Below are 23,146 nucleotides of genomic sequence, written 5' to 3'. Positions count from 1 at the left end.
CGACGGGCTGTCCCAACACGTCGCCCATGGACTTCGCGAGCATCCTGCCTATGGCGTCCGACACCCCGCCGGTGGCATAAGGGATCACGAGGCGAATGGGTTTACTGGGATACTGGTCCGCCGATTCGGCAGCGGTCGCAAAGGGCGCGGCCCAGGCTGCGTACGCCATGGCCAACCCCACTGCGACCCACCGCATTCGCGAGAGAGACCACCTTTGCTGCTCGTGATCCTTCGTGATCGGCAATTCCACCTTGCAACACCCGACAGCGCTTCTCTCGATCATTTCTGTGCTCCACGGCGCCACGCGCCTTACGGATAGACGAAAATGCCGCGGCCCATCAGGCATCGTGAATCTCTTTGGGATGATCCACGAGTGCTGCCCCCGAAAAAATGCATCGACGTGCGAGGGATGTCAGACAGCGGCCACCACCACGATCTCGACCCGGCATGCCGGGTCGTTCAGTTCGACCTTGCCGCAGCAACGGGTGGGGGCCTGCCCGGGTGTCACCCAGGCATCCCACACCGCATTCATCGCGGCGAAGTCGTCCATGGTTTTCAGCCAGATTTGCGCGCTCAGGATCCGGCTCTTGTCGGTGCCGGCCAGGGCCAGCAACTCGTCGATCTTGGCCAGTACCTGCCGGGTCTGTCCGGCGACATCCTGTGTGCGGTCGTCAGGCACCTGTCCCGAGAGATAGACGATCCCGTTGTGGATCAGCGCCCGGCTCCGGCGCGCGTTCTGGTCTATGCGCTCGATTTCGCTCATCTCCTATTCCGGCGCTCCATAGGCGCCGCCTCCTGCGGTTTCCATCAAGACTCGATCTCCCGCGCGCAGCACGCGCGGTTCTGTAGGATCCACGGCATTCCCATTGATGAGCAGGCGTCCCGGCTGGCCGGACCCGCCCCCGGCCAGCCCTTCCGTGGGAGACTTCAGCTGCGTCATGAGGAACGACGCCGTCGCATCGGGCGCATCGGGCAGCAGCTCGAATTCGAAGCTGATGCCGCAGCCTCCCGGCTGGCGCCCCTTTCCGCCGCTGCCGCGGCGGATCTCCCGGCGCAGCACGCGTATGGGAGCGAGTGACTCCATGATCTCGACCGGCGTATTGCCTAGATTCGCGGGAAAGCTGAGCGCCGAAAAGCCGGGCCTGTGCGCGGTCGCGCCCTGGCCGGCGTTGAGGAAATTCACGACTGCATAACGCTTGCCCCGGTACTCGCCCGACATGGTCATCGAGGAATTGGGTGAGCCCGATGCCCAGACTTTTTCCGGCAGCACATTCGCGAGCGCCTTGAATACGGCCCCCGGCAACAGGTGGCCGATGGCACTGCGCCCCCCTGATGCGGCGGGATAGGTAGGATTGAGCAGGGACCCTGGCGGCGCGCTGGTCGTGATGGGAAGGAAGCTGCCCTCATTGTTGGGAATATCCGGGCACAGCAATGCCTTCAGGCCATACACGGTATAGGCGAAGGTATAAATGGGCACGACATTCAGCGCGCGCGGCAATTGCGGGGAGGTGCCCGTGTAGTCGATGTCGATCCTGTCGCCGTCGACCGTCAGCTTGCAGCGGATGATGATGGGCTCTTCGAAGCCGTCGTGCTGTACCGTGGACGTGTACACGCCATCGGGAAGCGCGCGGATGGCCTCGCGCATGGCCTGCTCGGAACGCCTGCGCACCTCGGCGCCCAATGCCGCGAGATCGACTTTCTCGAGCGGTGCCCGCAACCGGTCGGCCATCATGCGGCACGCTGCGACCTGGGCCCAGATATCCCCCATGCCCTGCTCTGGCACGCGGATGTTCTGGGTGATCATGTCGATCAACACCTCGTTCGGCTTGCCGTCGTCCAGCAGCTTCATCAGCGGGATTTGCAGGCCCTCCTCATAAATCTCGCGGCTGCTGTTGCTGCGCAGCTTTCCGCCGATGTCGGGTAAATGCGATACCACGGCGCCGAACGCGACCAGCTTCCCTTCTAAGAAAATGGGCGTCACGGTGGTGACGTCGTGCACGTGGCCCGACCCCTTCCACGGGTCGTTGGTGATGAAGACGTCTCCCGGTTTGATCGTCTCGGGGGGATATTTGGCCAAGAAATGACGCACCGTCGCGGGCAGGCAGCCGATGAACCCGGGCAGGCTCATGGCTGACTGAGCGAGCGAACGCCCCTGCGCATCGGTCAGGACGATGGCGAAGTCGTTGCCGTCCCGCACCAGCGTGGAAAAGCACGTGCGGACGAATGCCGCTGCCGCCTCGTCCACGACGCTGATCAACCGCTTCCAGAGGATTTCGAGCTCGACGGCGTCGAACTGCGTTTGCCGGGTGCCCGAACGTGATGAGGCAGAGTTTTTTTCCATCATTCGAATTCCTTGATGGTCACGGAGACGGTCAGGTCAGGGAGGATTTCCACGTCGGCGTCGACGGCCACGACGATGGTGGACTCGCGCTCTTCCAGGATCAGCGGGCCATGCAAGCGCGCTCCCGGCGGCAGCGAATAGCGGTCGTGCACCGGCACGTCTCCGTACGCACCGCGCAACGGCAAATAGATCGAGCGCGAGCCCGCGGGCTTGGCGCCTCCGGTGGCACGCATGTCGCCCCATTCAAAATGGCAACCTTCCGTGCGGGCCTTGCCGACGAGGCGCCAGGTCGTGACCTGCGGGCGGGCATTGGGAACCAGCCTCCCATACAAGCGCTGGTATTGCGCTTCGAATGCAGCCAGGATCGCTGCGCCGGTCCCGGCATCGACATCTGCATAGGGAATGGAGACGGGTACTTCTGCGCCCTGGCCGTAGTACCGCATCTCCGCGCCGATGCGCCATTCAACGTCGCATGCGCCCACCGAAGCCAGCTCTGCCTCGCCTTCCCGCTTCAGCTCGCTCAGGACCCGGGCAACCTGGTTCCAATCCGTCTCCGACAAGAGCTGCGGGTTAGACCAGGCGCGATCAACGCGCGCTGGTGCGGCGAGCATGCCCAGGCACGATCCGGCGCCTGCGGCGATGGGCACCAATACGCGCGGGATGCGGAGCTTGCGCGCCACGTCCACCGCATGGACCGGACCGGCACCGCCGGTCGCGACCATGGAAAGATCGCGCGGGTCGTATCCGCGCTCGGCAATATGGATGCGGGCGGCGCTGGCCATGTTCTCGTTCACGACGTTGCAGATGCCCCAGGCCGCCGCCTCGGCCGACATGCCCAGCTCCTCCCCGAGCCGGGCCATGCATGCCCGGGTGGCCTCGATGTCCAGGCGCATTTCCCCGCCGAGGAAGTTGGCCGGATTCAGATAGCCCAGCATCAAGTCCGCATCGGTCACGGTCGGCCGCTTGCCGCCGCGGCCATAACACACCGGGCCCGGCACGGAACCTGATGACTCCGGACCGACGTTGAGCAGCCCCAGCCTGTTGCAATACGCAATCGAGCCGCCGCCGGCCCCGATTTCGATCAACTCGATGCTGGGAATCAAGATGGGCAACCCGGAGCCGCGCTTGAACCGCTCTACGCGCGCGCATTCGAAGCTGTGCGCGATGGGCGCTTCGCCATCTACCGCCACGCATGCCTTGGCCGTCGTGCCACCCATGTCAAAGGCGAGCACCTGGCGCACATCGTTCTGCCGCGCCGTGTTGAGCGCGGAGAGCACGCCCGCCGCCGGCCCCGACTCGAGCAGCATGATGGGTGAATCGGCGCCGGCCTGGGCCGAGGTGAATCCGCCGCTCGAGACCATCACGCGCAGGGGAATGCCGCGCCGTATGTCTCCGATGCGAGCCTCGAGCTGGCGCAGGTAATCGGTCACGATGGGCTTGACGTACGCATTGGCGGTGGTCGTAGAGGTACGCTCGAACTCCCCTATCTCCCGGGCCAACGACGAAGAAACGGACACCGCCATGTTCGGCAGCCGCTCCTTGATCGCCGCTTCGATGCGCCGCTCATGGCGGTCATCCATGTACGCATGCAAGAGCGACACCGCGACCGAGGTCACCCCGGCATCGGCCAGCGCCTGGATCGCCGCCTCGACGTCTGCGTCCTGGAGCGGTTCGAGCACCTCGCCGTGCGCGCCTATGCGTTCATTGACCTCCACCCGCCATGGGGCCGGCACGAGCGGCTGTGGCAATACGATGTCCAGGTCGTAGGGGTCGTACCTCCACTCGCGCCCGATATCGAGCGCGTCGCGCATGCCGACCGTCGTAATCAAGCCGGTCGGCGCGCCTTTGCGCTCGATCAGCGTATTGGTGACCAAGGTCGTGCCGTGCAGCACCTCGCCCAGCGGCGGCGCCGCGTCTCCCATGGATTCGGCAACTTGCCGCAGCAGGTCGCCAATGACGGTAGACACGGCTTCGCCGGGGTCCGAAGGCGTGGTCGGGGTTTTTCCGACCCATATCCGGCCTTGGGGATGCAAAGTCGCCACACCGTCGGTGAAGGTCCCGCCGATATCCACGGCGACGCGCAAAGTACTGGAGCCTGCAGCAGATGTGTTCACGCTCTCTATTCCATTCAGTGTGAAACGGGACCGGTGCTCTACCGGTCAGTACGCAATGGTGATCAGTCGCTCTTCCGTCATTTCCCGGATGGCGTAGGCGGGCCCTTCCCGGCCGTGCCCGCTCGCCTTGACGCCTCCGAAAGGCATGGCGTCGACCCGCGCGCTGGAAGCCTCGTTGATGTGCACGCCGCCGAAACGCAGCGCCTGGGCGGTGCGCAACGCGGCGTGCAAATTGGAGGTGAACAGCCCCGCCGAGAGGCCAAAATCGGTGCCGTTGGCGCCGGATATCGCTTCGTCGAGGTCGTCGAATTCGATGATCGAAAGCACGGGCGCAAAAATTTCTTCGCACACGACGCGCATGTCGTTGCGCACGCCCGAGAGGATCGTTGGCTCGAGCACGCAGCCGCGGCGCGTGCCGCCGGTCAGCAGCCGGGCGCCCTGGGCGATCGCCTCCTGCACCCACGACTCCGCCCGGCGTGCATGGTGTTCGCTGATCATCGGCCCGATGACGGTGCGGGGATCTCCGGGATCCCCGACGGGCGTTGCCTGCACCGCCTTGACCAGCTTCGGCACGAAGGCTGGCACGATGCGCCGGTCCACATACAGGCGCTGTACCGACGTGCAGACTTGGCCAGCCTTGCGAAAGCCCGCGTTGAGGATCTTGGGAATGGCCATGTCGATGTCGGCATCGTGGCAGACAATCGTGCTGGCGATGCTGCCGAGTTCGAGCTGCGTTCCACGCAGCCCCGCGGCCTGCTGGATCTCGCGCCCGACCTGCGTGCTGCCGGTAAAGGCGTAGTAGGCGATGCGCTGGTCAGCCAAGAGCTGCCGCCCCAGCGAAGCGCCCGGACCATGCAACAACGTCAGCAACTCCGCTGGCACGCCGGCGTCGATCAGCGCCTTGCACAGCTCCACCGCCGAGAGCGGGGTATAAGCCGACGGCTTGATGAGCACCGCATTTCCGCCAGCAAGGGCAGGCCCGACTTTGTGGGCCAGGGTATTGAGCGGGGAGTTGAACGGCGTGATGGCGCAAATGACGCCCAACGGGACGCGCACCGTGAAGCCCAGCCTGTCCTTGACTCCCCGGCCGGCTTCCATGGGCACCATTTCGCCGGTCAGGCGCTTGGCTTCTTCACCCGACAATTCCAGCGTCTGGGCACAGCGGCGTACTTCGTTTTCACTGTCCGCCCGCGTGAAGCCCGCTTCATCCCGCAGGAGGTCGACGAGCTGGCGCATGCGGCTCTCTATGATGCGCGCCGCGCCTGTCAAAGCCTGGTAGCGCGCGTAGGGTTCCATCCGGATGCGGTGCGCCGCGCGCTGTGCGGCCCCAACGGCTTCGTCCACCTGGGCGCTAGACGCCACTGCCATCTGGCCGTAGACCCGGCCTGCATATTTGTCGGTGAGCTGGTCGGTCGATTCGCCGTCCACCCAACGACCATCGATCAATAGTCTGGACACGATCTGCTCTCCTTCAGGACGTCACGCCCAAACCCTGCATGAAGCGCAGGCGTATCTTGGCGGGATCGCGATCAGTGACCCCGGCCGGCTTCTCGCCATCAATCCGCACGCCGATTACCCATGGACCGTCGGCGCCGAGCGCCCGGTCGACCAGCGCTTCGAAATGCGCCTCGTCCGCCGCCCATGCACTCTGTTTCACGCCTGCGGCGATCGCCATGCCGACCAGGTCCACGGTGGAAGACGTCAACGTTTTCTGCGAACCGGTGATTTGGTACATGCCGTTGTCCCAGATCACGACGGCCAGATTGCGCGGCGCGACCGATGCCACGGTGCCGAACGCTCCCAGCTGCATCAGCAGCGAGCCGTCGCCTTCCAACGCAAAGACGCGGCGATCCGGCTGCGCCAGCGCCACGCCCAATGCGATGGGCATCGCCAGCCCCATGCTCCCCAACATGTAGAAATTCAGTGAGCGTTGGCCGCTCGCCCAGAGATCGAAATTGCTGTTGCCGATGCCGCCGATGACGGCTTCCTCGCGCTCGAGCCGCGCCACCAGGCGGCGGGTGAGGTCCGACCGGTTCATGACTTTGGCGTCCGAGCGGGAAATCGGTTTTCGTTCGCTGTTCGACATGAGCGCTCCTTCAACGCGCGATGGCGGACACAGGCGGCCGCTTGGTCAGCAACGGCGACAAGATCAGGGCAGCCGGCTCCTGCGTGGCGTACGCCTGGCTAATCATCTTGTCCACGACGAACTCGACGTCCTCGTGGCGTTCGATGGCGAAATGGGGAATGCCGAGTGCGGTGAGCACGGGACGCATGGTGCGGCACACCATGGCCTGCCCGAGCTGGAAATCGCCCACCGCACCTCGCTCGGAAATCATCATGGGCACGGGGATGCGATAGGGGCTCAGCAGCGAGGCCAGCACATTCGGCAAGGTCGCGAATCCGCTGGTCTGCATCAGCACGATGCCGCGCATCCCCGCCATGTAGGCGCCCGCCGCGATGCCCACGGCCTCTTCTTCCCGGGCGGGACAGATCACGGTGAAAAACGGATCGTCGTGGACCAGTCGGATCAGGGGCGCGAGGACGTTGTCCGGAACATAGGTCACGAGCTTGACCTCATTGGCCTTGAGCGCTCTCACCACGATCTCGTACCAGGTTTCGGCGGATGAGTCGGCCGGCATGGATACTCCCTGTCTGATTCGATGAACGAGGTGCCGCGTGCGGCGAGGCACGGGCAATCACCGCCCCGGCCGTGCAAAGCTTGGCCAGGCAGGGGCATCCTAAGATCGCGTTTTCATCAACACAAACAATTCGTTTTTGTCCATTCTTCGTTTTTGACGATAGATGAAGGCCGCAGTCTTTACTCCACGATCCCCTCGCGCATCTATCGAGTCGGACGATCAATCCACCAAAACTACTAATTTGTATTGATCAAATTTGGCTCTTACGATTCCTTCGCCGCCCGCCAATCGGGCATAGCACGGGTACATACCGCGACCGCTTGCGCGCACTCGGCGCGCATCTTGGCGGCTGACTCACTAGGCAAGGGATCTATGACCACGACGATGAGAGTGATCGCGCTGCGCGAGCACGGAGGCCTGGACAAACTGAAGCTGGAGCAATGGCCCGTGCCGCAGCCGGCTGCTGGCCAGGCGCTGGTGCAAGTCAAGGCCTGCGGACTGAACTACATGGACGTATTCGTGCTTCATGGCATGCCGGACCTGCCCACCACCATGCCCCGTATTCCCGGCGGCGACGTCGCGGGCATCGTCACGAACGTGGGCGAGGGCGTGCCCAAGCACTGGATCGGCAAGCGCGTCGTCCTCTTTCCGCGCTTTCCCGAAGGCGGCGTGCTCGGCGAGCACGGCAACGGCGGACTCTGCGAGTACATCGCGGTCGACCAACGCCAGTTGATTGCCATTCCGGACGGCGTCGACTTCAATGAAGCGGCGGCACTACCCATCGCCTACGGCACGTCGCATCGCATGCTGTTCACCCGCGGCCGCATCCAGGAGGGAGAAAAAGTGCTCGTCCTCGGCGCGAGCGGCGGCGTCGGCGTCTCCTGCGTGCAGTTCGCAAAAATGGCAGGTGCGGAAGTCATCGCCTGCACCAGCAGCGAAGAGAAAGGCCGCAAGCTGCGCGAACTCGGTGCCGACCATATCGTCAATTACGCCGAGCATCCGGACTTCTCCAAGCTCGTCTGGGCCGCCACGGGCAAGAAAGGGGTGAACGTCGCCGTCAATTTCACGGGCGGCGACACATGGATTCCCACGCAGCGCTGCATGGCCGTCAACGGCCGGATCCTGACCTGCGGCTCCACGGCGGGCCATATCTGTCCCATCGACGTCCGCTACGTCTGGCATCGCGAGATCGAGATCATCGGCTCGCGCGCCTACCTCCCGAGCGATATCGAAGCTTGCCTGGACCATGTGGCGGCGCGCCGCATCGCACCCGTCATCGAAACCGTCCTGCCCCTCGAACGCGCGGCCGAAGGAGTCGGGCTGCTCGAGAACCGTCGCATCTTCGGAAAGGTGATCGTCAACCCATGAACGCTCCCATCAAGAACCTCGGCTGCATCGGCACCGAGTTCCGGAACGAAGCGCGCCCCGCGGTCATCGACCTGTGGGATCCGGATCACCCGCGCGAAATCGACTATCCAACCTTTCACGCTTCGTGCGACGCCGTGGCGCGCGGCTTGCTGCGCTACGGCCTGCATCCCGGCGAGCGCATGGGCATCCTGTGCTCGAACCGGGTCGAATTCCTGGAGATCTTCTTCGGCGCGATGCGGGCCGGCATCATCCCCGTTCCCATCGGGATTCTGCAGCCCAAGGCCACGGTCGAATGGGTGGTGCGCGACGCGCAATTGCGCCTCGTTTTTTGCGACGGGGCGCTCAAGGGCAACCTGCCCGCCGACGTGCCACACATCGACATAGACGAAAACGACCGGCGCACGTACGAATCGTTCAAAGACCCAGGGCCCTTCGACCCCTACGTGCCGGGCTACGACGACGTGGCATTCCAGCCCTACACGTCAGGCTCGACGGGAAGACCGAAAGGGGTACTGCTCTCTCATCGCGCGCACTCCTGGGTGGCCGAGACCATCTCGCGCGACCGCGGATTCTGCCCGACCGACCGCATGATCGTCGCGGCGCCGCTCTACCACAAGCACGCGATGAACTCCATCAAATGCGTGCTGGTGGGCGGATCGACCGTGATATTGATGCGCAAGTTCGACGCACGCCGCTACATCGAGGCCATCACCCGCCATCGCGTGACCGTGCTCTCAGGCGTTCCGACCATTTTCGCGATGATCCTGCAGCAGCGCGACCTGCTCCAGGGGCAGGACTATGACTTCGTACGCCTGGCCACGATGGGCGGCGCCCCCGCCTCGGATGTGCTCATCGACGAAGTGGCACGCGTCTTTCCACGGGCGGAAATCATCACCATCTTCGGCACCACCGAAACCAGCGCCGCCCTGTTCGGCCCGCATCCCGAAGGCAAGCCGCGCCCGCGGCACTCGGTGGGCTGGCCGGTCGCCGGCAACAGTTTCCGGCTGGTAGGCGGCGACGGAAACTTCGGTACGCTCTACGTCAAAGGCCCGGGCATGATGAACGGCTACTACAACAATCCGGAAGAAATGGCCCGCCGGATGAAGGACGGCTGGTTCGACACGGGCGACGTCCTAAGGCGCGATGCGGAAGGTTGGTATTACTTCGTGGGCCGGGCCGATGACATGTTCGTATCGAGCGGCCACAACATCTATCCGGGTGAAGTGGAGCTCATGCTCGAACGCCATCCGGACATCGACCAAGCCATCGTGGTGCCGGTGCCGGACGAAATCAAGCACAGGATTCCGTACGCCTTCATCGTCAAGCGCGCCGGATCCTCGCTCACCGCAGAAGACGTCAAAGCCTACGCCCTGGAGAATGCCCCGCCCTACCAGCATCCCCGCCGCGTGATCTTCGTCGACGCCCTGCCCTTGAACGGCGTGGGCAAGATCGATCGCAAGGCGCTCGAAACCCGCGCCCGGGAATTGGCCGAGCAAACCAAGAAAGTAGATGCCTGACCACGCCGAATTCCCCCTTGCATCGAGGTGCGCATGACCATAACCGAACTGCAGGATCTCATCGCGCGCAGCCCGTACCTGAACTGGCTGGGCCTGGAAGTCCTCGCGCTGGACGAGAACAGCATTGAAGTGCGCGCCAAATGGCGAGAGGAATGGATCGCCAGTACGCGCCTGATGCAGACACACGGCGGCATCCTCGCCGCCCTGATCGACTTTGCGGCCGACTATGCGCTCGTGCAACGCATCGGCCACGGGGTGCCGACCATAGACCTGCGCGTGGACTACCACCGGCTGGCCAAGGCAGGCGACCTCGTCGCCAAAGGACGGATCGTCCGCTTCGGCCGCCAAGTTTCCACCTGCGAAGCCGAGGTCCTGCAGGACGGCACCCTCATCGCCAGCGGCCGGGGCACCTATATCACCGCGCCCATGCCGGAGAAAAAGCCGGCGCCGTAGAACCGGGATACTGCCCTCCCATATCAAATCGGCATAACAGATCTCCTGGAAAAGCCGTATCGCGCCCAGGCCCGCGGCTGCACAATCCGCGCAAACGGGACGACACCGCACATAGCCCCCTCGGGCCAAACAACCAGGAGACACGAATGGACCGACAACCCCGTCGCTCGCGCCGCGGGCCACGCCTCGCCCTGCTGTTCGCCGCGTTCACGCTCGCCGGCTCGTCTTCCGCCTGGGCGCAGCAGGGCTTTCCCAGCAAGCCCATCAAGATCGTCGTCGGTTTCGCCCCCGGCGGGCTCGGCGACACGGTCGTCCGGGCACTGGGCCAGAAAATGTCGGAGTCCCTGGGCCAGAGCGTGGTCGTCGAGAACGCCCCGGGAGCCGGCGGCATCACGGCTGCGTCCATGGTCGCCCGCGCCGCGCCAGACGGCTACACGCTGCTGCTGGTCAGCGGACAGAACGCCTTTAGCCCCTATCTCTTCAAGTCCCTGCCCTACGATCCGGTCAAGGACTTCTCGATGATCTCCACCATCGGGACCTTCCACTTCCTGCTCGTCGCCGACAAAGACAGCCCCCTCAAGTCGGTGCAGGACGTGGTCGCCGCCGCGCGCCGGGATCCGGCCCACTTCAACATCGGGACAATCAGCGTGGGGAGCGCCCAGCATCTATCGGCACGGCTGTTCGCGACCATGGCCGGGCTCGAAGTGCTCATCGTCCCATTCAAGTCCACCGGCGACGTGATCGGCGCCCTGCGTGGCCGCAACATACAAGTCGCGATGGAAACCACGACCGGCGCGCTGGGCCAGGTCCGCGGCGGATCCCTGCGGGCCATCGCGACCACGGCACCGACGCGGATCGGCTTCTTGCCCGACGTGCCGACCATCGCCGAGAGCGGCATCCCGGCCCTGGCCAAATACGTTTCCGAATCCTGGAATGGCATCGTGGCCCCGGCCAATACGCCTGCAGCGGTCGTTACCCGGCTCAACCAGGAGATCGCCAAGGCGCTCCGGTCGCCCGACATTCGCGAGCGCTTCAACGGCCTGGGCATCGAACCCAAGGGCAGCACGCCGGAGGAACTCAAGGAGGTCTTCATCAAGGACGCCGCCAAATGGCGGGTCGTCATCGAAGAAGCCGGCATCGAGAAACAATGAGACCGCACCGGAACACTCATGAGCACGACTCAACGACTCCCCGTCCGCACGCAAACCGCTTTCCATCCGTCCATCTCCGAGGCCGAGCGGCAGGTCCGCATCGATCTCGCGGCGTGCTACCGCCTGGTCGACCTGTTCGGCATGAGCGACATGATCCTCAACCACATCTCGGCGCGTGTGCCCGGGGATGAAGAGCACTTTCTGATCAACCCGTTCGGCATGATGTACGAGGAGATCACAGCGTCCTCCCTGATCAAGGTAGACCTCGACGGCAACGTGATCTACAACCCGAACACCGAATACACCATCAACCTGCCCGGCTTCGTCATCCACAGCGCGATCCACGCCGCCCGCCCCGACGTCGGGTGCGTACTGCACACCCATACGCCGGCCGGCATGGCCATTTCGGCATTGGAATGCGGGCTGCTTCCCTTGAACCAGACGGCAATGCGGTTCGCCTCTGCGGTGGCGTATCACGATTTCGAAGGGGTGGCGGTGGACGTCGACGAACGCGAGCGCCTCGCCCGCGACCTGGGCGACAAGGACGTGATGATCCTGCGCAACCACGGCCTGCTGTCGGTGGGACGCACCGTCGCGGAAGCTTTCGTGAACATGCAGCGCCTGGAGCGTGCCTGCCAAACCCAGCTGCTGACGATGTCGGCCGGCAGCCCGCTGCACATGCCCGCGCCGGAAGTAGTGGACAAGGCGTACCAGCAATTGCGGCTCGCGCCCACGCCCAACCCGGACGGCACCCACCCGCCTCACGGCGAGCGCGAGTGGCCCGCGCTTCTGCGGATGCTGGATCGACGCGACATGAGCTATCGTGATTAGGCTGACATCGACATGATGAGCTTCGCGCCTTGCATTCCCATCCAAGAAGAAGGACAGCCACGATGAAACACCGCGTACTGCAGATTGGCCCCATTACTGGACCGGTCGACGCCCGCCTGGCGCGCGATTATGACGTCGCGCCCTTGTGGAAACAACCGGACAAAGACGCATTTCTCGCCGCGCACGGGGCGGAGTTCGAGGCCGTGGCCATCCATGTGCGCGACGCGTGCGATGCTGCACTGATCGAGCGCCTGCCCAACGCCAAGGCCATCGTCAACTTCGGGGTGGGTTACGACAAGATCGACGTCGCCGCCGCCAAGCGCCGCGGCATGCAGATCAGCAATACCCCCAAGGTGCTGGACGGCTGCGTGGCCGACCTCGCGATGGGACTTGCGATCGACGTGGCACGCGGGATTTCCGCCACGGACCGCTTCGTCCGGGCGGGAGGCTGGAAGACCGGACAACGCCCCTTGATGACCCGCGTCTATGGCAAGAACATGGGCTTGCTGGGTTTCGGTGGCATTGGCCAAGCCGTGGCACGCCGCGCCGCGGGTTTCGACATGCCCGTGCGCTACCACACGCGCCGCCCCGTGGCAGGCCATGCCGAGCAGCACGAGACCTCGCTCGTCGAACTGGCAAAATGGGCGGACTTCCTCGTCGTCGCGTGCCCCGGCGGCCCCGAGACGCGGCATCTCGTCAATGCCGAAGTGCTGGATGCGCTCGGCCCCCAGGGGATTCTCGTCAATATCGCACGCGGCAGCGTGGTGGACGAGGCAGCGCTGGTGCGTGCGCTTCAGGAAGGACGCCTGGGCGGTGCAGGGCTCGACGTGTTCGAGAACGAACCCAACGTGCCCGAAGCGATGCTCGCAATGGACAACGTGGTCGTCCAGTCCCACATCGCCGGCTTCACCCGCGAGACCCGCGCCGACATGGAAGCGCTGGTATGCGACAACCTCGACGCCTTTTTCCGCACGGGCCAGGTACTGACGCCGATTTGAGGCAACGGACACCATGCCGCGCTTTGCCGCCAATCTGGCAATGCTCTATCCGGACCGGTCCTTCCTCGACCGGTTTGCCTGTGCGGCCCGCGACGGGTTCGAAGCGGTCGAGTTCTTCTTCCCCTACGACTACCGGCCTGCAGAGCTGGCGGCGCGCCTCAAGGACAACGGCCTGAGCCTCGTATTCTTCAACGCCACGCCCCGGCGCGACCCGGCGGAGCGTGGCATCGCCTGCCTGCCCGGACGCGAGCGTGAATTCCGGGAGGCCTTTCTATTGGCGCTCGATTACGCCCTCGCGCTCGACTGCGAATGCCTGCACGTCATGTCCGGCATCGCGCCGCGGGGCGCCGATCGCAGCGCCTTGCGCACCACCTACCTGGAGAATCTGGCGTGGGCGGCCGAGCAAGCCGGCCGCTGCGGGCGGCGCGTCTTGATCGAGCCCATCAATCCCCGCGATGTGCCCGGCTTTTTCCTGACGCACCAGGAAGACGCGCACACCCTAGTGCGCGAGGTCGGCTCGCCGCACGTTGCAGTGCAGATGGACCTTTATCATTGCCAGATCGTGGAGGGCGACCTCTCGGCCCGCTTGCGGCGCTACCTGCCGACGGGGGCAGTCGGGCACCTGCAGATCGCCGGCGTGCCCGATCGCCACGAACCCGACTCGGGTGAAGTGAATTTCCCTTACCTCTTCGAGTTGATCGACGCCCTGGGCTATGCGGGGTGGATAGGCTGCGAATACCACCCCAAGCGGGGAAACGAACCGGGCGGTACCTCCGCCGGCCTGGAGTGGCTGCGACGCGCCGGCGGGCCTACACTTTCAACCCGCGCACAAGCTCGACGATGAGCTCCTGCAGGGCTTGCTGCGTGCGCGTCGCGGGACGCTGGGCACTCACGGCCAGCGCGAGCTTGGTGCGCAACCGCGGCTTGACGATCGGAACGGCCTGGAACGCGCGCGCGCGGCCGGAAGTGCGGACCGCATTGACCGACAGCACGGCGGCTCCGACCCCTTCCGCGACGACGTCTAGCATGGCCGCGACACCATCGACTTCCATCGCGATCTTGGGATGCCTGCCAATGTTCGCGAGCTCGGCCTCGACCAACATGCGTATCGTATTCGGACGGGTCGGCAGGATGAGCGGCTCGTCCGCCAGCTCGCGCAGGCTGATGGACTTGCGCGCGAAGCCGCCGCGCCGGGTGACCAGGAAGAAATCTTCTTCCAGCAGCACGACGCTGTCGACGTCTGGAGAAGGCACGGGGTTGTAGAGCAACGCGATGTCCAGTCGCCCGCTCACGAGCGACTCCTGCAGGCTCGTCGACAAGTTCTCCGAAATGGAGAGGGCCACTTCCGGGAAGCGCTCCCTGACGGTGCGGGTCAGCGGCACGGTCAGCATCTTGGCAAAGCGTGGCGGCAAGCCTATCGCAACCCGGCCGGCCAGCGCCCCCCGCACGCGGCCCAGCTCCTCGCGCGTGCGCGCCACCTGGTGCAAAATGCCGCGCCCATGTTCGAGCAAGACTTTTCCGGCCTCGGTAGGCACCACCCCGCGCCCATTGCGAGTCAGCAGGCTCTGGCCCAACTCGATCTCGAGTTGGCGCACCTGCCGGCTCAGTGCCGGCTGGGCGATGTGAAGGGCGATGGATGCCCGGGTGAATCCGCCCAGTTCAGCCACCCGCACGAAATATTCGAGTTGCTTCAGGTCCACGGCGCACGCCCCTGTATGGCGCGGGCCGGGGCTTCCCGGCTCCGCATCGCCCCAGCGCCGCGCCGCGCGGCAAGCCACGCTAGGCGGCGTCGGCCGGTTCTTCCCACGCGTCCTGCTGGCCGCCTTCCAGGTGGGCCACGTCGCCCCAAGCTTCCACCCGCCACGCGCCTGCATCGATCACCAGGCGATTGATGCTGACGTTGTGCAGCGTATGGCGGCGCTCGGCCCGCAGCGACAGCCCTTGGGCATGCCGATAGGCGGTATCCAGCACGCCGCTGTGCGTAAATACCAATATGCGCTCTCCAACGTGCGCGGCGGCGATGCGATCCAGCGTCGCCACCACGCGCTGGTGAAACTGGCGCAGCGACTCCCCCCCCTGCAGCTCGTAATCGGGGTGGCGCTCGCGCACGGCCACGGCGGCCTCGGGATGGCGCGCGGCCAGCTCGTCAAAGCTGAGCCCTTCGAAAATGCCGTATTTACGCTCACGCAACCCCGGATCCAAGCGGACCGACAGCCCGAGGCGTGCCGCGGTTGGCCGGGCGGTGTCGTGCGCCCGGGCGAGGTCGCTGCTGTAGATCGCCGCCACCCGGTCGCGCTCCGGATGAAAGCGAGACGCCACCTTCTCGGCCTGGACACGGCCCAGCGCGTTCAGGCCGATGTCGAGGGTGCCCTGGACGCGACGCAACCGGTTCCACTCGGTTTCGCCATGGCGGACCAGCCAAACCTCAGTCATGGGCAGCGATCTGCGTCGGAGCCAGCGCGGGATTCAGGGTATAGGTCCCGGTAAGCGTCGCGTGGGCGAGCACGTGTTTTTCGATCGCACGCCGCACGTCGGCCCCGGTGAACTTGCCCTCCACGTCAACCTTGGGTACGTCCAGCGCGTAGACGGTGAAGACGTAGTGGTGCACGATGGAATCGTTCCACGGCGGGCACGGTCCGTCGTAGCCGTAGTAATCGCCGCTCATGTCGTGGTCGGCCGCGAACCACCCGGTGTAGTCATTGATGCCCTGGCGGGTACCGCCCGGCGCATGCGGGCCGGCCTTGCCCCGCGGCGTGACGCCGGTGCTGAACTCGCCCTCTTCGATCTCGGTCTTGGAGGCGGGGATGTCCACCAGCACCCAATGGAAAAAATCCACGCGCGGCAAATCGGCGGGCACCTGCCGGCCTGCCTGGTTCACGTCGTCGCCCTTGCTGGGCACGTCGTAGTCGTGGCAGATGAGCGCGAACGATTGCGTGCCCTGCGGCACATCGTCCCACGCCAGGTGCGGGTTCACGTTGTCCGACAGCGTCACCTGCGTCTTGGGATCGATCTTGCCGAAGGCATAACGCGCGGGGATGGGTTGGCCATCCAGGAAGGAATTGCTCCAGAGCTTCATCGCGATACTCCTAAAAATCGTTCACCACGGCAATGATGTGCCTAGGGCCCGGGCGCAGCCTGCCGGCGCGGCTTCCCGCGCCGAAAGGCGGCCGGCGTACCGTCATCGTACCGTGACCCGGGCGAATTTCCGCTTACCCACTTGCACGACGTAGGTGCCGGCTTCCAGTTTGAGGCCTTTGTTCTCGATCTTGACGGAATCGACGCGCACCCCACCCTGTTCGATGTTGCGCTGCGCCTCGGAAGCCGACGCGCACAGGCCGGACTCGCGCAATAGCTGCAGAATGCCGAGCGGAGCACCCGCCACCGTCACCTCCGGCATTTGGTCGGGAATGGCTTTTTGCTTGAAGCGTGCCTCGAAATCCGCCAGTGCCTGGTCGGCCGCCGTCGCGGAGTGAAAGCGGGTCACGATCTCCTTCGCCAGCAAGACCTTGATGTCGCGCGGATTGCGGCCGTTTTCGGCATCCTGCTTCAACTGCGCGATCTCCTCCATCGACTTGAAGGAGAGCAGCTCGTAGTAACGCCACATCAAGGTGTCCGAAATGGACATCAGCTTGCCGAACATGGATTCGGGCGATTCCGAAATGCCGATGTAGTTGTTCTTGGACTTGGACATCTTCTCGACGCCGTCCGTCCCCTCTAGCAACGGCATGGTCAGGATGCACTGGGGCTCCTGGCCGTATTCTTTCTGCAGCTCGCGCCCCACCAGGAGGTTGAATTTCTGGTCCGTGCCACCCAGCTCGAGGTCCGCCCGCAGCGCCACGGAGTCGTAGCCCTGCATCAGCGGATAGAGAAACTCGTGGACGGAGATCGGCACGCCGTTCTTGAAGCGCTTGGTGAAATCTTCCCGCTCGAGCATGCGGGCGACGGTATAGCGCGAGGCCAGCTGGATCATGCCGCGCGCCCCGAGGGGGTCGCACCACTCCGAGTTATAGCGGACTTCGGTGCGGGCCGGATCCAATACCAGGCTGGCCTGGGCGTAGTAGGTCTGCGCATTGGCCTCGATCTGCTCGCGCGTGAGCGGCGGGCGGGTGGCATTGCGCCCGCTCGGGTCCCCGATCATGGACGTGAAATCGCCGATCAGGAAGATGACGGTATGGCCGAGCTCCTGCAACTGGCGCATCTTGTTCAGCACCACCGTATGGCCGAGGTGGATGTCGGGTGCCGTCGGATCCAGGCCCAGCTTGATGCGCAGCGGAACACCCGTTGCGCGGCTGCGCGCCAGCTTTTGCGCGAACTCTGCTTCCACCAGCAGTTCATCACAGCCACGCTTGACGATGGCGAGATCCCGCTCGACCTCGGGTGTAACCGGATATGTCTGCCTCGACTCCGGCGCACTGGGGAGAGATACGGACGGGTCGCTCGATTTCGTTTCAGCCATGGCGGGAACTGTTCGGAAAAGTATGTAGATTGTAAATAATCGTATTGGCAGGGCCGCGGGACTTTCTATATACTCGGCCAATCTCCGGCCCATCCCGTTGTTACAAAGAGAGTTGCGGTTCGCGCGTATCGAACTGAGGGTTTTCTTCGTGCCGCGCTTATCGCGTTGCGGCAGTACAACGAATCAGGGCTGGAACACGCCGCGCTTCGGGGCCGTGCCCTGGAGCAATTCTAGCCCAACCGACCCCAGGGGCCAGGACGCATGAATCGTAAGTTTTCCGGCATCGCCGGGGCGATGCTCAAGCGCATTGCCGCAGCGGTGCACCAAGTACTCTCCCGCATCACCTCCCATCCCGCCACCTACACCCTCACCTCGTCTCCGCTCAAGCGCCGCATCGTCATCGGCGTCGGTGCCGCCGGGCTGTTCGTGACTGCCGGCGCGATCGGCGTGGCGCCCCTGGCGCCGGACGCGGCCCTGCTACCGACATCCCGGATAGTCGAGTCGCTGGAATTGCCGGACCTCGCCGAGCAAGTCACCCAACAGGAAGCCGAAGCCCCCGATTTCATCCGCGAAGAGCGCGTGCAGCGGGGCGACTCCGTCGCATCCCTCCTGAACCGGCTGGGCGTGGACGATCCCGAGTTCGAGGCCTTCGTACGCAAGTCGCCTGACGCCCGCAGCCTCTACCAGCTCTATCCCGGCCGCATCGTCCAGGCATCGACCAACGCGCAGGGCGAAGTCCGCTGGCTGCGCTATGTCCACACCCCGGGCGCCGAAGTCAATGGCAAGGTGGTTTCGCGCCTGCTGCAGATCGAACGCACGGCGGAAGGCATCTCCGCGAAGGAAGTTCAACTCGACACGGAGCGCCAGACCCGGGTCGCCCACGGCCAGATCCACAGCTCGCTGTTCGGCGCCACCGACGCCGCCAACATCCCCGACAGCGTCGCCACCCAAATTGCCGAGATTCTTTCGGGCGAGATCGATTTCCATCGCGACCTGCGGCGCGGCGACTATTTCAACGTGGTCTACGAGGTTTATACCCACCAAGGCAACTACGTGCAGGCCGGCCGGGTGCTCGCGCTCGAATTCGTCAACAAAGGAACGGCCCACCAGGCCGTGTGGTTCGACCAGCAGCCCGGCACCGAAGGCGGCTACTACACGTTCGAGGGCAAGAGCCTGCGCAAGGCGTTCCTGCGCTCGCCCATGGAGTTCACCCGCGTCACGTCCGGCTTCTCCCGCCGCCTGCATCCCATCTTCAAGACCTGGCGCGAGCACAAGGGCGTGGATTATGGCGCGCCGCACGGCACGCCCATCCGCAGCACCGCAGATGGCACGATCGAGTTCATCGGCCGCCAAAACGGCTACGGCAACGTCGTGATCATCCGCCACCACGGCCAATATTCCACGCTTTACGCGCACATGAGCTCCTTCGCTCCTGGCCTCACCAAGGGTTCGCGCGTCTCGCAGGGCCAATTCATCGGGCGCGTGGGCTCGACCGGCTGGGCCACCGGCCCCCACCTGCACTATGAGTTCCGCATCGCCGGCAAGCCGGTGGATCCGCTCACCGTCGCCCTGCCCCCGGCGCCGGACCTCAACGCCCGCGGCCTCGCGCTGTTCAAGAAGCACACCGAACCGCTGCGCCACCAGATGGAGCTCCTGGCCCGACTGGCGAACGACGACGCGCCTTCCGACGACGTCGCGCTCGCGAGCCAGTAGCAGCCATGCCCCGGACGGGCCTCTACATCGGACTGATGTCGGGCACCAGTCTGGATGGCGTGGACGGCGTGGCGGCGGACTTTTCCGGCACCGCGCCCCGCATCCTCGGGCATGCGGACGTCGGCATGCCCGCCGAACTGAGGGCGAGCCTGCTGGCGCTCAACCGGCCGGGCTTCGACGAAGTCCACCGCATGTCCCTGGCGGCCCTCGAACTGGCGGAACTCTACGCCAAGGTGGTGGCAGAACTCCTTGCCCAGACCGGCCTGGCGGCAGCCCAGATACGCGCCATCGGCGCCCACGGCCAGACCGTGCGGCACCGGCCTGACGCGGGCTATACCGTGCAATTGAACGCTCCCGCCCGGCTTGCCGAATTGACGGGCATCGCTGTCGTCGCCGACCTGCGCAGCCGCGACCTGGCCGCCGGGGGCCAAGGCGCGCCGCTCGCCCCCGCCTTCCACGCGGCAGTGTTCGGCACCGCAACGCCTCAAGCCGTCCTCAACCTGGGGGGCATCGCCAACGTGACCTTCCTGTCGCCCGACGGCGTCGTCGGTTACGACACCGGGCCGGCCAACCTGCTGCTGGATGCGTGGTGCGCGCGCCATACCGGACAGCCGTACGACCGCGACGGGCGGTTCGCCGCCTCCGGCACCCCCCAACCCGCCTTGCTGTCGGAGCTCATCGCCTCCGAACCGTGGCTGGCCGCTCCGCCTCCCAAGTCGACCGGCCGGGACCTGTTCAACGAGGCTTGGCTGGACAGCCGCCTGGATGCCTGGCAGGCGGCGCATGGCCCGCTGCTGGCTGCCGACGTGCAAGCCACCCTCCAGTCATTGACGGTCGAAACGGTCGCCCGGGAAATCCGCAGGCAACAGCCCGGCTGCGAGAAGGTATGGGTATGCGGTGGCGGCGCCCGCAACGTGGGATTGATGCGTGCGCTGGCGGCGGCGCTTCCCTGCCCGGTCGCCCCCACGGACGATGCGAACGTGCCGGCCCAGCAAATGGAAGCGCTGGCCTTCGCCTGGCTCGCATACCGGCACGTGGAAGGCCTGGCCGGCAATCTTCCGGCCGTGACGGGGGCCGCCGGCCCCCGGGTATTAGGCGCTTACTACCCCGCCTGAGCACCGTCCGCCGTGGCACGGGCCCCGGCAGTTGCTGTGCCACACCGCGGTCAACTACGCTTGCTTTCCAGCAGCTCCCAACGCTCCAGCTTGGCCATCAATTCTTCTTCGATTTCGGCGATGCGCTGCTGGACGGCGATCGCCTCTTCCGGGTTGTCGCGATAGATGCGGCCATCGGCGAGACGATCAGTAAGCTTCTGTTGTTCAGCCTCGAGCGCGGCAATGACGTCGGGCAGCCCTTCGAGCTCCCTCGCTTCCCAGGAGCTGAGGCGAGATCGGCCGGCAGGCTTGGCCGGCGCCGCCGCACCGCCGGCATTTCCCGCCGCGGCCTCGCCTGGCGCTTCCTTTTTTCCCTTGGCCGGTTCGCGCGACTTGGCTGCGCCCGCGCGCAACTGCGCCTCCTGCGCCCGCGCACGCTGCGCGGCCCAATCCTCGTAGCCCCCGACGTAGTCGCGCCATTGCGCATTTCCCTCGTAGGCGATGGTCTGCGTCACGACGTTGTCGAGGAACATGCGGTCGTGGCTCACGAGAAACACCGTGCCCGGGTAGTCCTGGAGCAGCTCTTCGAGCAGTTCCAAGGTTTCGATGTCCAGGTCGTTGGTCGGCTCGTCGAGCACCAGGACGTTTGCAGGGCGGGCGAACAATCGCGCCAGCAGCAGGCGAGCCCGTTCGCCGCCGGAGAGGCTCTTGACGGGCGAACGGGCTCGCTCGGGCGGAAACAGGAAGTCTCCCAAATAGCTCATCACGTGCTTGCGCTGGCCGCTGATCTCGATCCATTCGCTGCCAGGGCTGATGACGTCGGCCAAGGCCATGTCGTCGTCCAATTGGCTGCGCATTTGGTCAAAGTAGGCCACGGCCAGGTTGGTCCCCTGCCGCACCGTGCCGGAGTCGGGGGCCAGCTCGCCCAGGATCAATTTGAGCAGCGTGGTCTTGCCCGCGCCGTTGGGGCCGATGATGCCGATGCGGTCGCCCCGGAGTACGGTGGTCGAGAACGAGCGGATCACGGTCTTTTCGCCAAAGGATTTCGAGACATTCGTCAACTCAGCGACCAGCTTGCCCGAACGCTGCCCCTCGGCCACATCTATCGTGACCTTGCCCATTCGCTCGCGGCGTTCGGCGCGCTGCAGGCGCAGCTGCTCCAGCCGCTTGACGCGTCCGACGCTGCGCGTGCGGCGCGCTTCGACCCCCTTGCGTATCCACGCCTCCTCCTGCGCGAGCAGCTTGTCGAAACGCGCGTGCTCGAGGCGCTCGGCCTCCAGCATCTCCGCCTTGCGCGCCTGGTAAGCGGAGAACGATCCCGGAAAACTCGTCAATGCGCCGCGGTCCAGTTCTACGATGCGCGTGGCCACCGCGTCCAGGAAGCGGCGATCGTGGGTAATGAAGACCACGCTGCCGGGGAACGCCTTGAGCAGCTCTTCGAGCCACGCGATGGCTTCGAAATCGAGATGGTTCGTCGGTTCGTCCAACAACAGGAGATCGGGATCGCCGAGTAATGCGCGCGCCAGAGCGACCCGCTTGCGCGTGCCGCCCGATAGCCCTGCCACCGGTGCATCGGCCGGCAGGTTCAGCTTGGCTAGGGTAGCCTCTACCCTAGCCTGCACAGTCCAGCCGTCGTGCGCCTCCAGCTCCGCCTGAAGGCCTTGCAAGCGGGCCATCAGGGCGTCGTGCCGGGGTCCTGCCGGGTTCTCCGCCAGCTCGTGGGTCAACCGCTGGTAGGCGCGCAACAGGTCGCGCCCCTTGGCCAACCCTTCGCTGACCGCGTCGAACACCGTGCCCGACTCATCGAAGATGGGCTCCTGCTCCACGGTGGCGATTTTCAGGCCGTCCTGGCGCGAGATCAGTCCATCGTCGGGCTGGATGCGCCCGTCGAGCAATTTGAGCAGGGACGACTTGCCGGTACCGTTGCGGCCGATCAATCCCACCCGCTCGCCAGCCTCGACGGAGAAGTTGGCCTGGTGGAGCAGGGGAACGTGGCCATATGCCAGTTCGATGTCGGTCAGTGCGATGAGAGCCATGAAACGAATGCCGGCCGACGGCCGTGGACAAACGAAAAGCGCCCTGGCTTGCGCGAGGGCGCTCGGAGTAAAGAAAAGACGACGGTTCGGCGTTTAGACCGAGAACGACGAGCCGCAGCCGCACGTGGCGGTGGCGTTCGGGTTCTTGATGACGAACTGGGCGCCTTCCAGGCCTTCCTTGTAGTCGATTTCCGCGCCCACCAGGTACTGGTAGCTCATGGCGTCGATCAACAGCTGTACGCCGTTCTTCTCCAGTTGGGTGTCGTCCTCGTTCACTTCTTCGTCGAAGGTGAACCCGTACTGGAAGCCGGAACAGCCGCCGCCCTGTACGAAAACGCGCAACTTGAGCGCTGGATTGCCCTCCTCGTCGATCAGCTCCTTGACCTTGGCGGCCGCCGCATCGGTAAACACGAGCGGGGTGGGAGGGGCTTCGAG

Annotated in this window: 21 protein-coding genes; 9 read left to right on the top strand and 12 right to left on the bottom strand. The window is 65.2% G+C overall.

From position 1 onward, the window contains the following. Positions 1-412: 412 nt before the first annotated feature. From IRZ12_RS05185 to IRZ12_RS05160, 6 genes are read right to left on the bottom strand one after another with little or no spacing between them, the layout of a single operon-like run. Complete coding sequence (locus IRZ12_RS05185) at positions 413-763, bottom strand: RidA family protein (protein WP_296465128.1); 351 nt, start codon at positions 761-763, stop codon at positions 413-415. A 3-nt stretch (positions 764-766) separates the two neighbouring features. Then, positions 767-2,344, bottom strand: coding sequence for a hydantoinase B/oxoprolinase family protein (locus tag IRZ12_RS05180; protein ID WP_296465126.1), 1,578 nt, complete (start codon positions 2,342-2,344; stop codon positions 767-769). Then, entirely contained in the window at positions 2,341-4,455 is a 2,115-nt protein-coding gene (locus tag IRZ12_RS05175) for a hydantoinase/oxoprolinase family protein (RefSeq protein WP_296465124.1), read from the bottom strand. The genes IRZ12_RS05180 and IRZ12_RS05175 overlap by 4 nt, the downstream gene beginning before the upstream one ends. A gap of 45 nt (positions 4,456-4,500) precedes the next feature. Then, complete coding sequence (locus tag IRZ12_RS05170) at positions 4,501-5,913, bottom strand: aldehyde dehydrogenase family protein (RefSeq protein WP_296465121.1); 1,413 nt, start codon at positions 5,911-5,913, stop codon at positions 4,501-4,503. Positions 5,914-5,926: 13 nt separating this feature from the next. Next, on the bottom strand, positions 5,927-6,541 hold the full coding sequence (locus IRZ12_RS05165; protein ID WP_296465118.1) for a thiamine pyrophosphate-dependent enzyme: 615 nt from the start codon (positions 6,539-6,541) through the stop codon (positions 5,927-5,929). Between the two features lie 10 nt (positions 6,542-6,551). Next, the gene (locus tag IRZ12_RS05160; RefSeq protein ID WP_296465115.1) at positions 6,552-7,094 is read right to left on the bottom strand and encodes a thiamine pyrophosphate-binding protein; all 543 of its coding nucleotides are present in this window, start codon (positions 7,092-7,094) and stop codon (positions 6,552-6,554) included. A gap of 372 nt (positions 7,095-7,466) precedes the next feature. On the opposite strand from IRZ12_RS05160, the gene IRZ12_RS05155 reads away from it, so the two are divergent. The 7 genes from IRZ12_RS05155 (at position 7,467) to otnI (ending at position 14,256) form a co-directional block, all read left to right on the top strand. Further along, complete coding sequence (locus IRZ12_RS05155) at positions 7,467-8,462, top strand: zinc-binding dehydrogenase (protein ID WP_296465112.1); 996 nt, start codon at positions 7,467-7,469, stop codon at positions 8,460-8,462. Continuing rightward, the gene (locus tag IRZ12_RS05150; protein WP_296465109.1) at positions 8,459-9,979 is read left to right on the top strand and encodes a class I adenylate-forming enzyme family protein; all 1,521 of its coding nucleotides are present in this window, start codon (positions 8,459-8,461) and stop codon (positions 9,977-9,979) included. Before IRZ12_RS05155 ends, IRZ12_RS05150 begins: the two co-directional genes overlap by 4 nt. A gap of 33 nt (positions 9,980-10,012) precedes the next feature. Continuing rightward, on the top strand, positions 10,013-10,432 hold the full coding sequence (locus tag IRZ12_RS05145; RefSeq protein ID WP_296465106.1) for a PaaI family thioesterase: 420 nt from the start codon (positions 10,013-10,015) through the stop codon (positions 10,430-10,432). Positions 10,433-10,578: 146 nt separating this feature from the next. Then, complete coding sequence (locus IRZ12_RS05140; RefSeq protein ID WP_296465103.1) at positions 10,579-11,583, top strand: tripartite tricarboxylate transporter substrate binding protein; 1,005 nt, start codon at positions 10,579-10,581, stop codon at positions 11,581-11,583. 18 nt (positions 11,584-11,601) lie between these two features. Continuing rightward, positions 11,602-12,414, top strand: a complete 813-nt coding sequence (locus IRZ12_RS05135) for a class II aldolase/adducin family protein (RefSeq protein WP_296465100.1) — start codon at positions 11,602-11,604, stop codon at positions 12,412-12,414. Positions 12,415-12,476: 62 nt separating this feature from the next. Next, positions 12,477-13,412 carry a 2-hydroxyacid dehydrogenase gene (locus IRZ12_RS05130; protein ID WP_296465097.1) on the top strand — a complete coding sequence of 312 codons (936 nt, stop codon included), beginning with the start codon at positions 12,477-12,479 and terminating at the stop codon, positions 13,410-13,412. Positions 13,413-13,425: 13 nt separating this feature from the next. After that, entirely contained in the window at positions 13,426-14,256 is an 831-nt protein-coding gene (otnI, locus tag IRZ12_RS05125) for a 2-oxo-tetronate isomerase (RefSeq protein WP_296465094.1), read from the top strand. On the opposite strand, the gene IRZ12_RS05120 is transcribed toward otnI, so the two are convergent. From IRZ12_RS05120 to tyrS, 4 genes are all read right to left on the bottom strand, one after another. Beyond that, positions 14,222-15,112, bottom strand: a complete 891-nt coding sequence (locus IRZ12_RS05120) for a LysR substrate-binding domain-containing protein (protein ID WP_296465090.1) — start codon at positions 15,110-15,112, stop codon at positions 14,222-14,224. The two genes, otnI and IRZ12_RS05120, sit on opposite strands and share 35 nt — an antisense overlap. A gap of 79 nt (positions 15,113-15,191) precedes the next feature. After that, positions 15,192-15,845, bottom strand: a complete 654-nt coding sequence (locus tag IRZ12_RS05115) for a histidine phosphatase family protein (protein ID WP_296465087.1) — start codon at positions 15,843-15,845, stop codon at positions 15,192-15,194. Beyond that, entirely contained in the window at positions 15,838-16,488 is a 651-nt protein-coding gene (locus tag IRZ12_RS05110; RefSeq protein ID WP_296465085.1) for a YbhB/YbcL family Raf kinase inhibitor-like protein, read from the bottom strand. The genes IRZ12_RS05115 and IRZ12_RS05110 overlap by 8 nt, the downstream gene beginning before the upstream one ends. A 102-nt stretch (positions 16,489-16,590) precedes the next feature. Beyond that, the gene (tyrS, locus tag IRZ12_RS05105; RefSeq protein ID WP_296465083.1) at positions 16,591-17,868 is read right to left on the bottom strand and encodes a tyrosine--tRNA ligase; all 1,278 of its coding nucleotides are present in this window, start codon (positions 17,866-17,868) and stop codon (positions 16,591-16,593) included. A 261-nt stretch (positions 17,869-18,129) separates the two neighbouring features. On the opposite strand from tyrS, the gene IRZ12_RS05100 reads away from it, so the two are divergent. Together IRZ12_RS05100 and IRZ12_RS05095 are read left to right on the top strand one after the other, a co-directional pair. Continuing rightward, positions 18,130-19,581, top strand: a complete 1,452-nt coding sequence (locus tag IRZ12_RS05100) for a M23 family metallopeptidase (RefSeq protein ID WP_296465080.1) — start codon at positions 18,130-18,132, stop codon at positions 19,579-19,581. A 5-nt stretch (positions 19,582-19,586) separates the two neighbouring features. Then, a complete protein-coding gene (locus tag IRZ12_RS05095) occupies positions 19,587-20,696 on the top strand; it encodes an anhydro-N-acetylmuramic acid kinase (protein ID WP_296465077.1) in 1,110 nt (369 codons plus the stop codon). A 50-nt stretch (positions 20,697-20,746) separates the two neighbouring features. On the opposite strand, the gene IRZ12_RS05090 is transcribed toward IRZ12_RS05095, so the two are convergent. Next, positions 20,747-22,711 carry an ATP-binding cassette domain-containing protein gene (locus IRZ12_RS05090; protein ID WP_296465074.1) on the bottom strand — a complete coding sequence of 655 codons (1,965 nt, stop codon included), beginning with the start codon at positions 22,709-22,711 and terminating at the stop codon, positions 20,747-20,749. Positions 22,712-22,804: 93 nt separating this feature from the next. Beyond that, a complete protein-coding gene (gene erpA, locus IRZ12_RS05085; RefSeq protein ID WP_296465131.1) occupies positions 22,805-23,122 on the bottom strand; it encodes an iron-sulfur cluster insertion protein ErpA in 318 nt (105 codons plus the stop codon). Positions 23,123-23,146 lie beyond the last annotated feature (24 nt).

Source organism: Pigmentiphaga sp. (genome assembly GCF_019689535.1).
Lineage (GTDB): Bacteria > Pseudomonadota > Gammaproteobacteria > Burkholderiales > Burkholderiaceae_B > Pigmentiphaga.
Note: the sequence above shows the minus strand (reverse complement) of the source record. Positions and strands in the feature narration are given on the sequence as shown.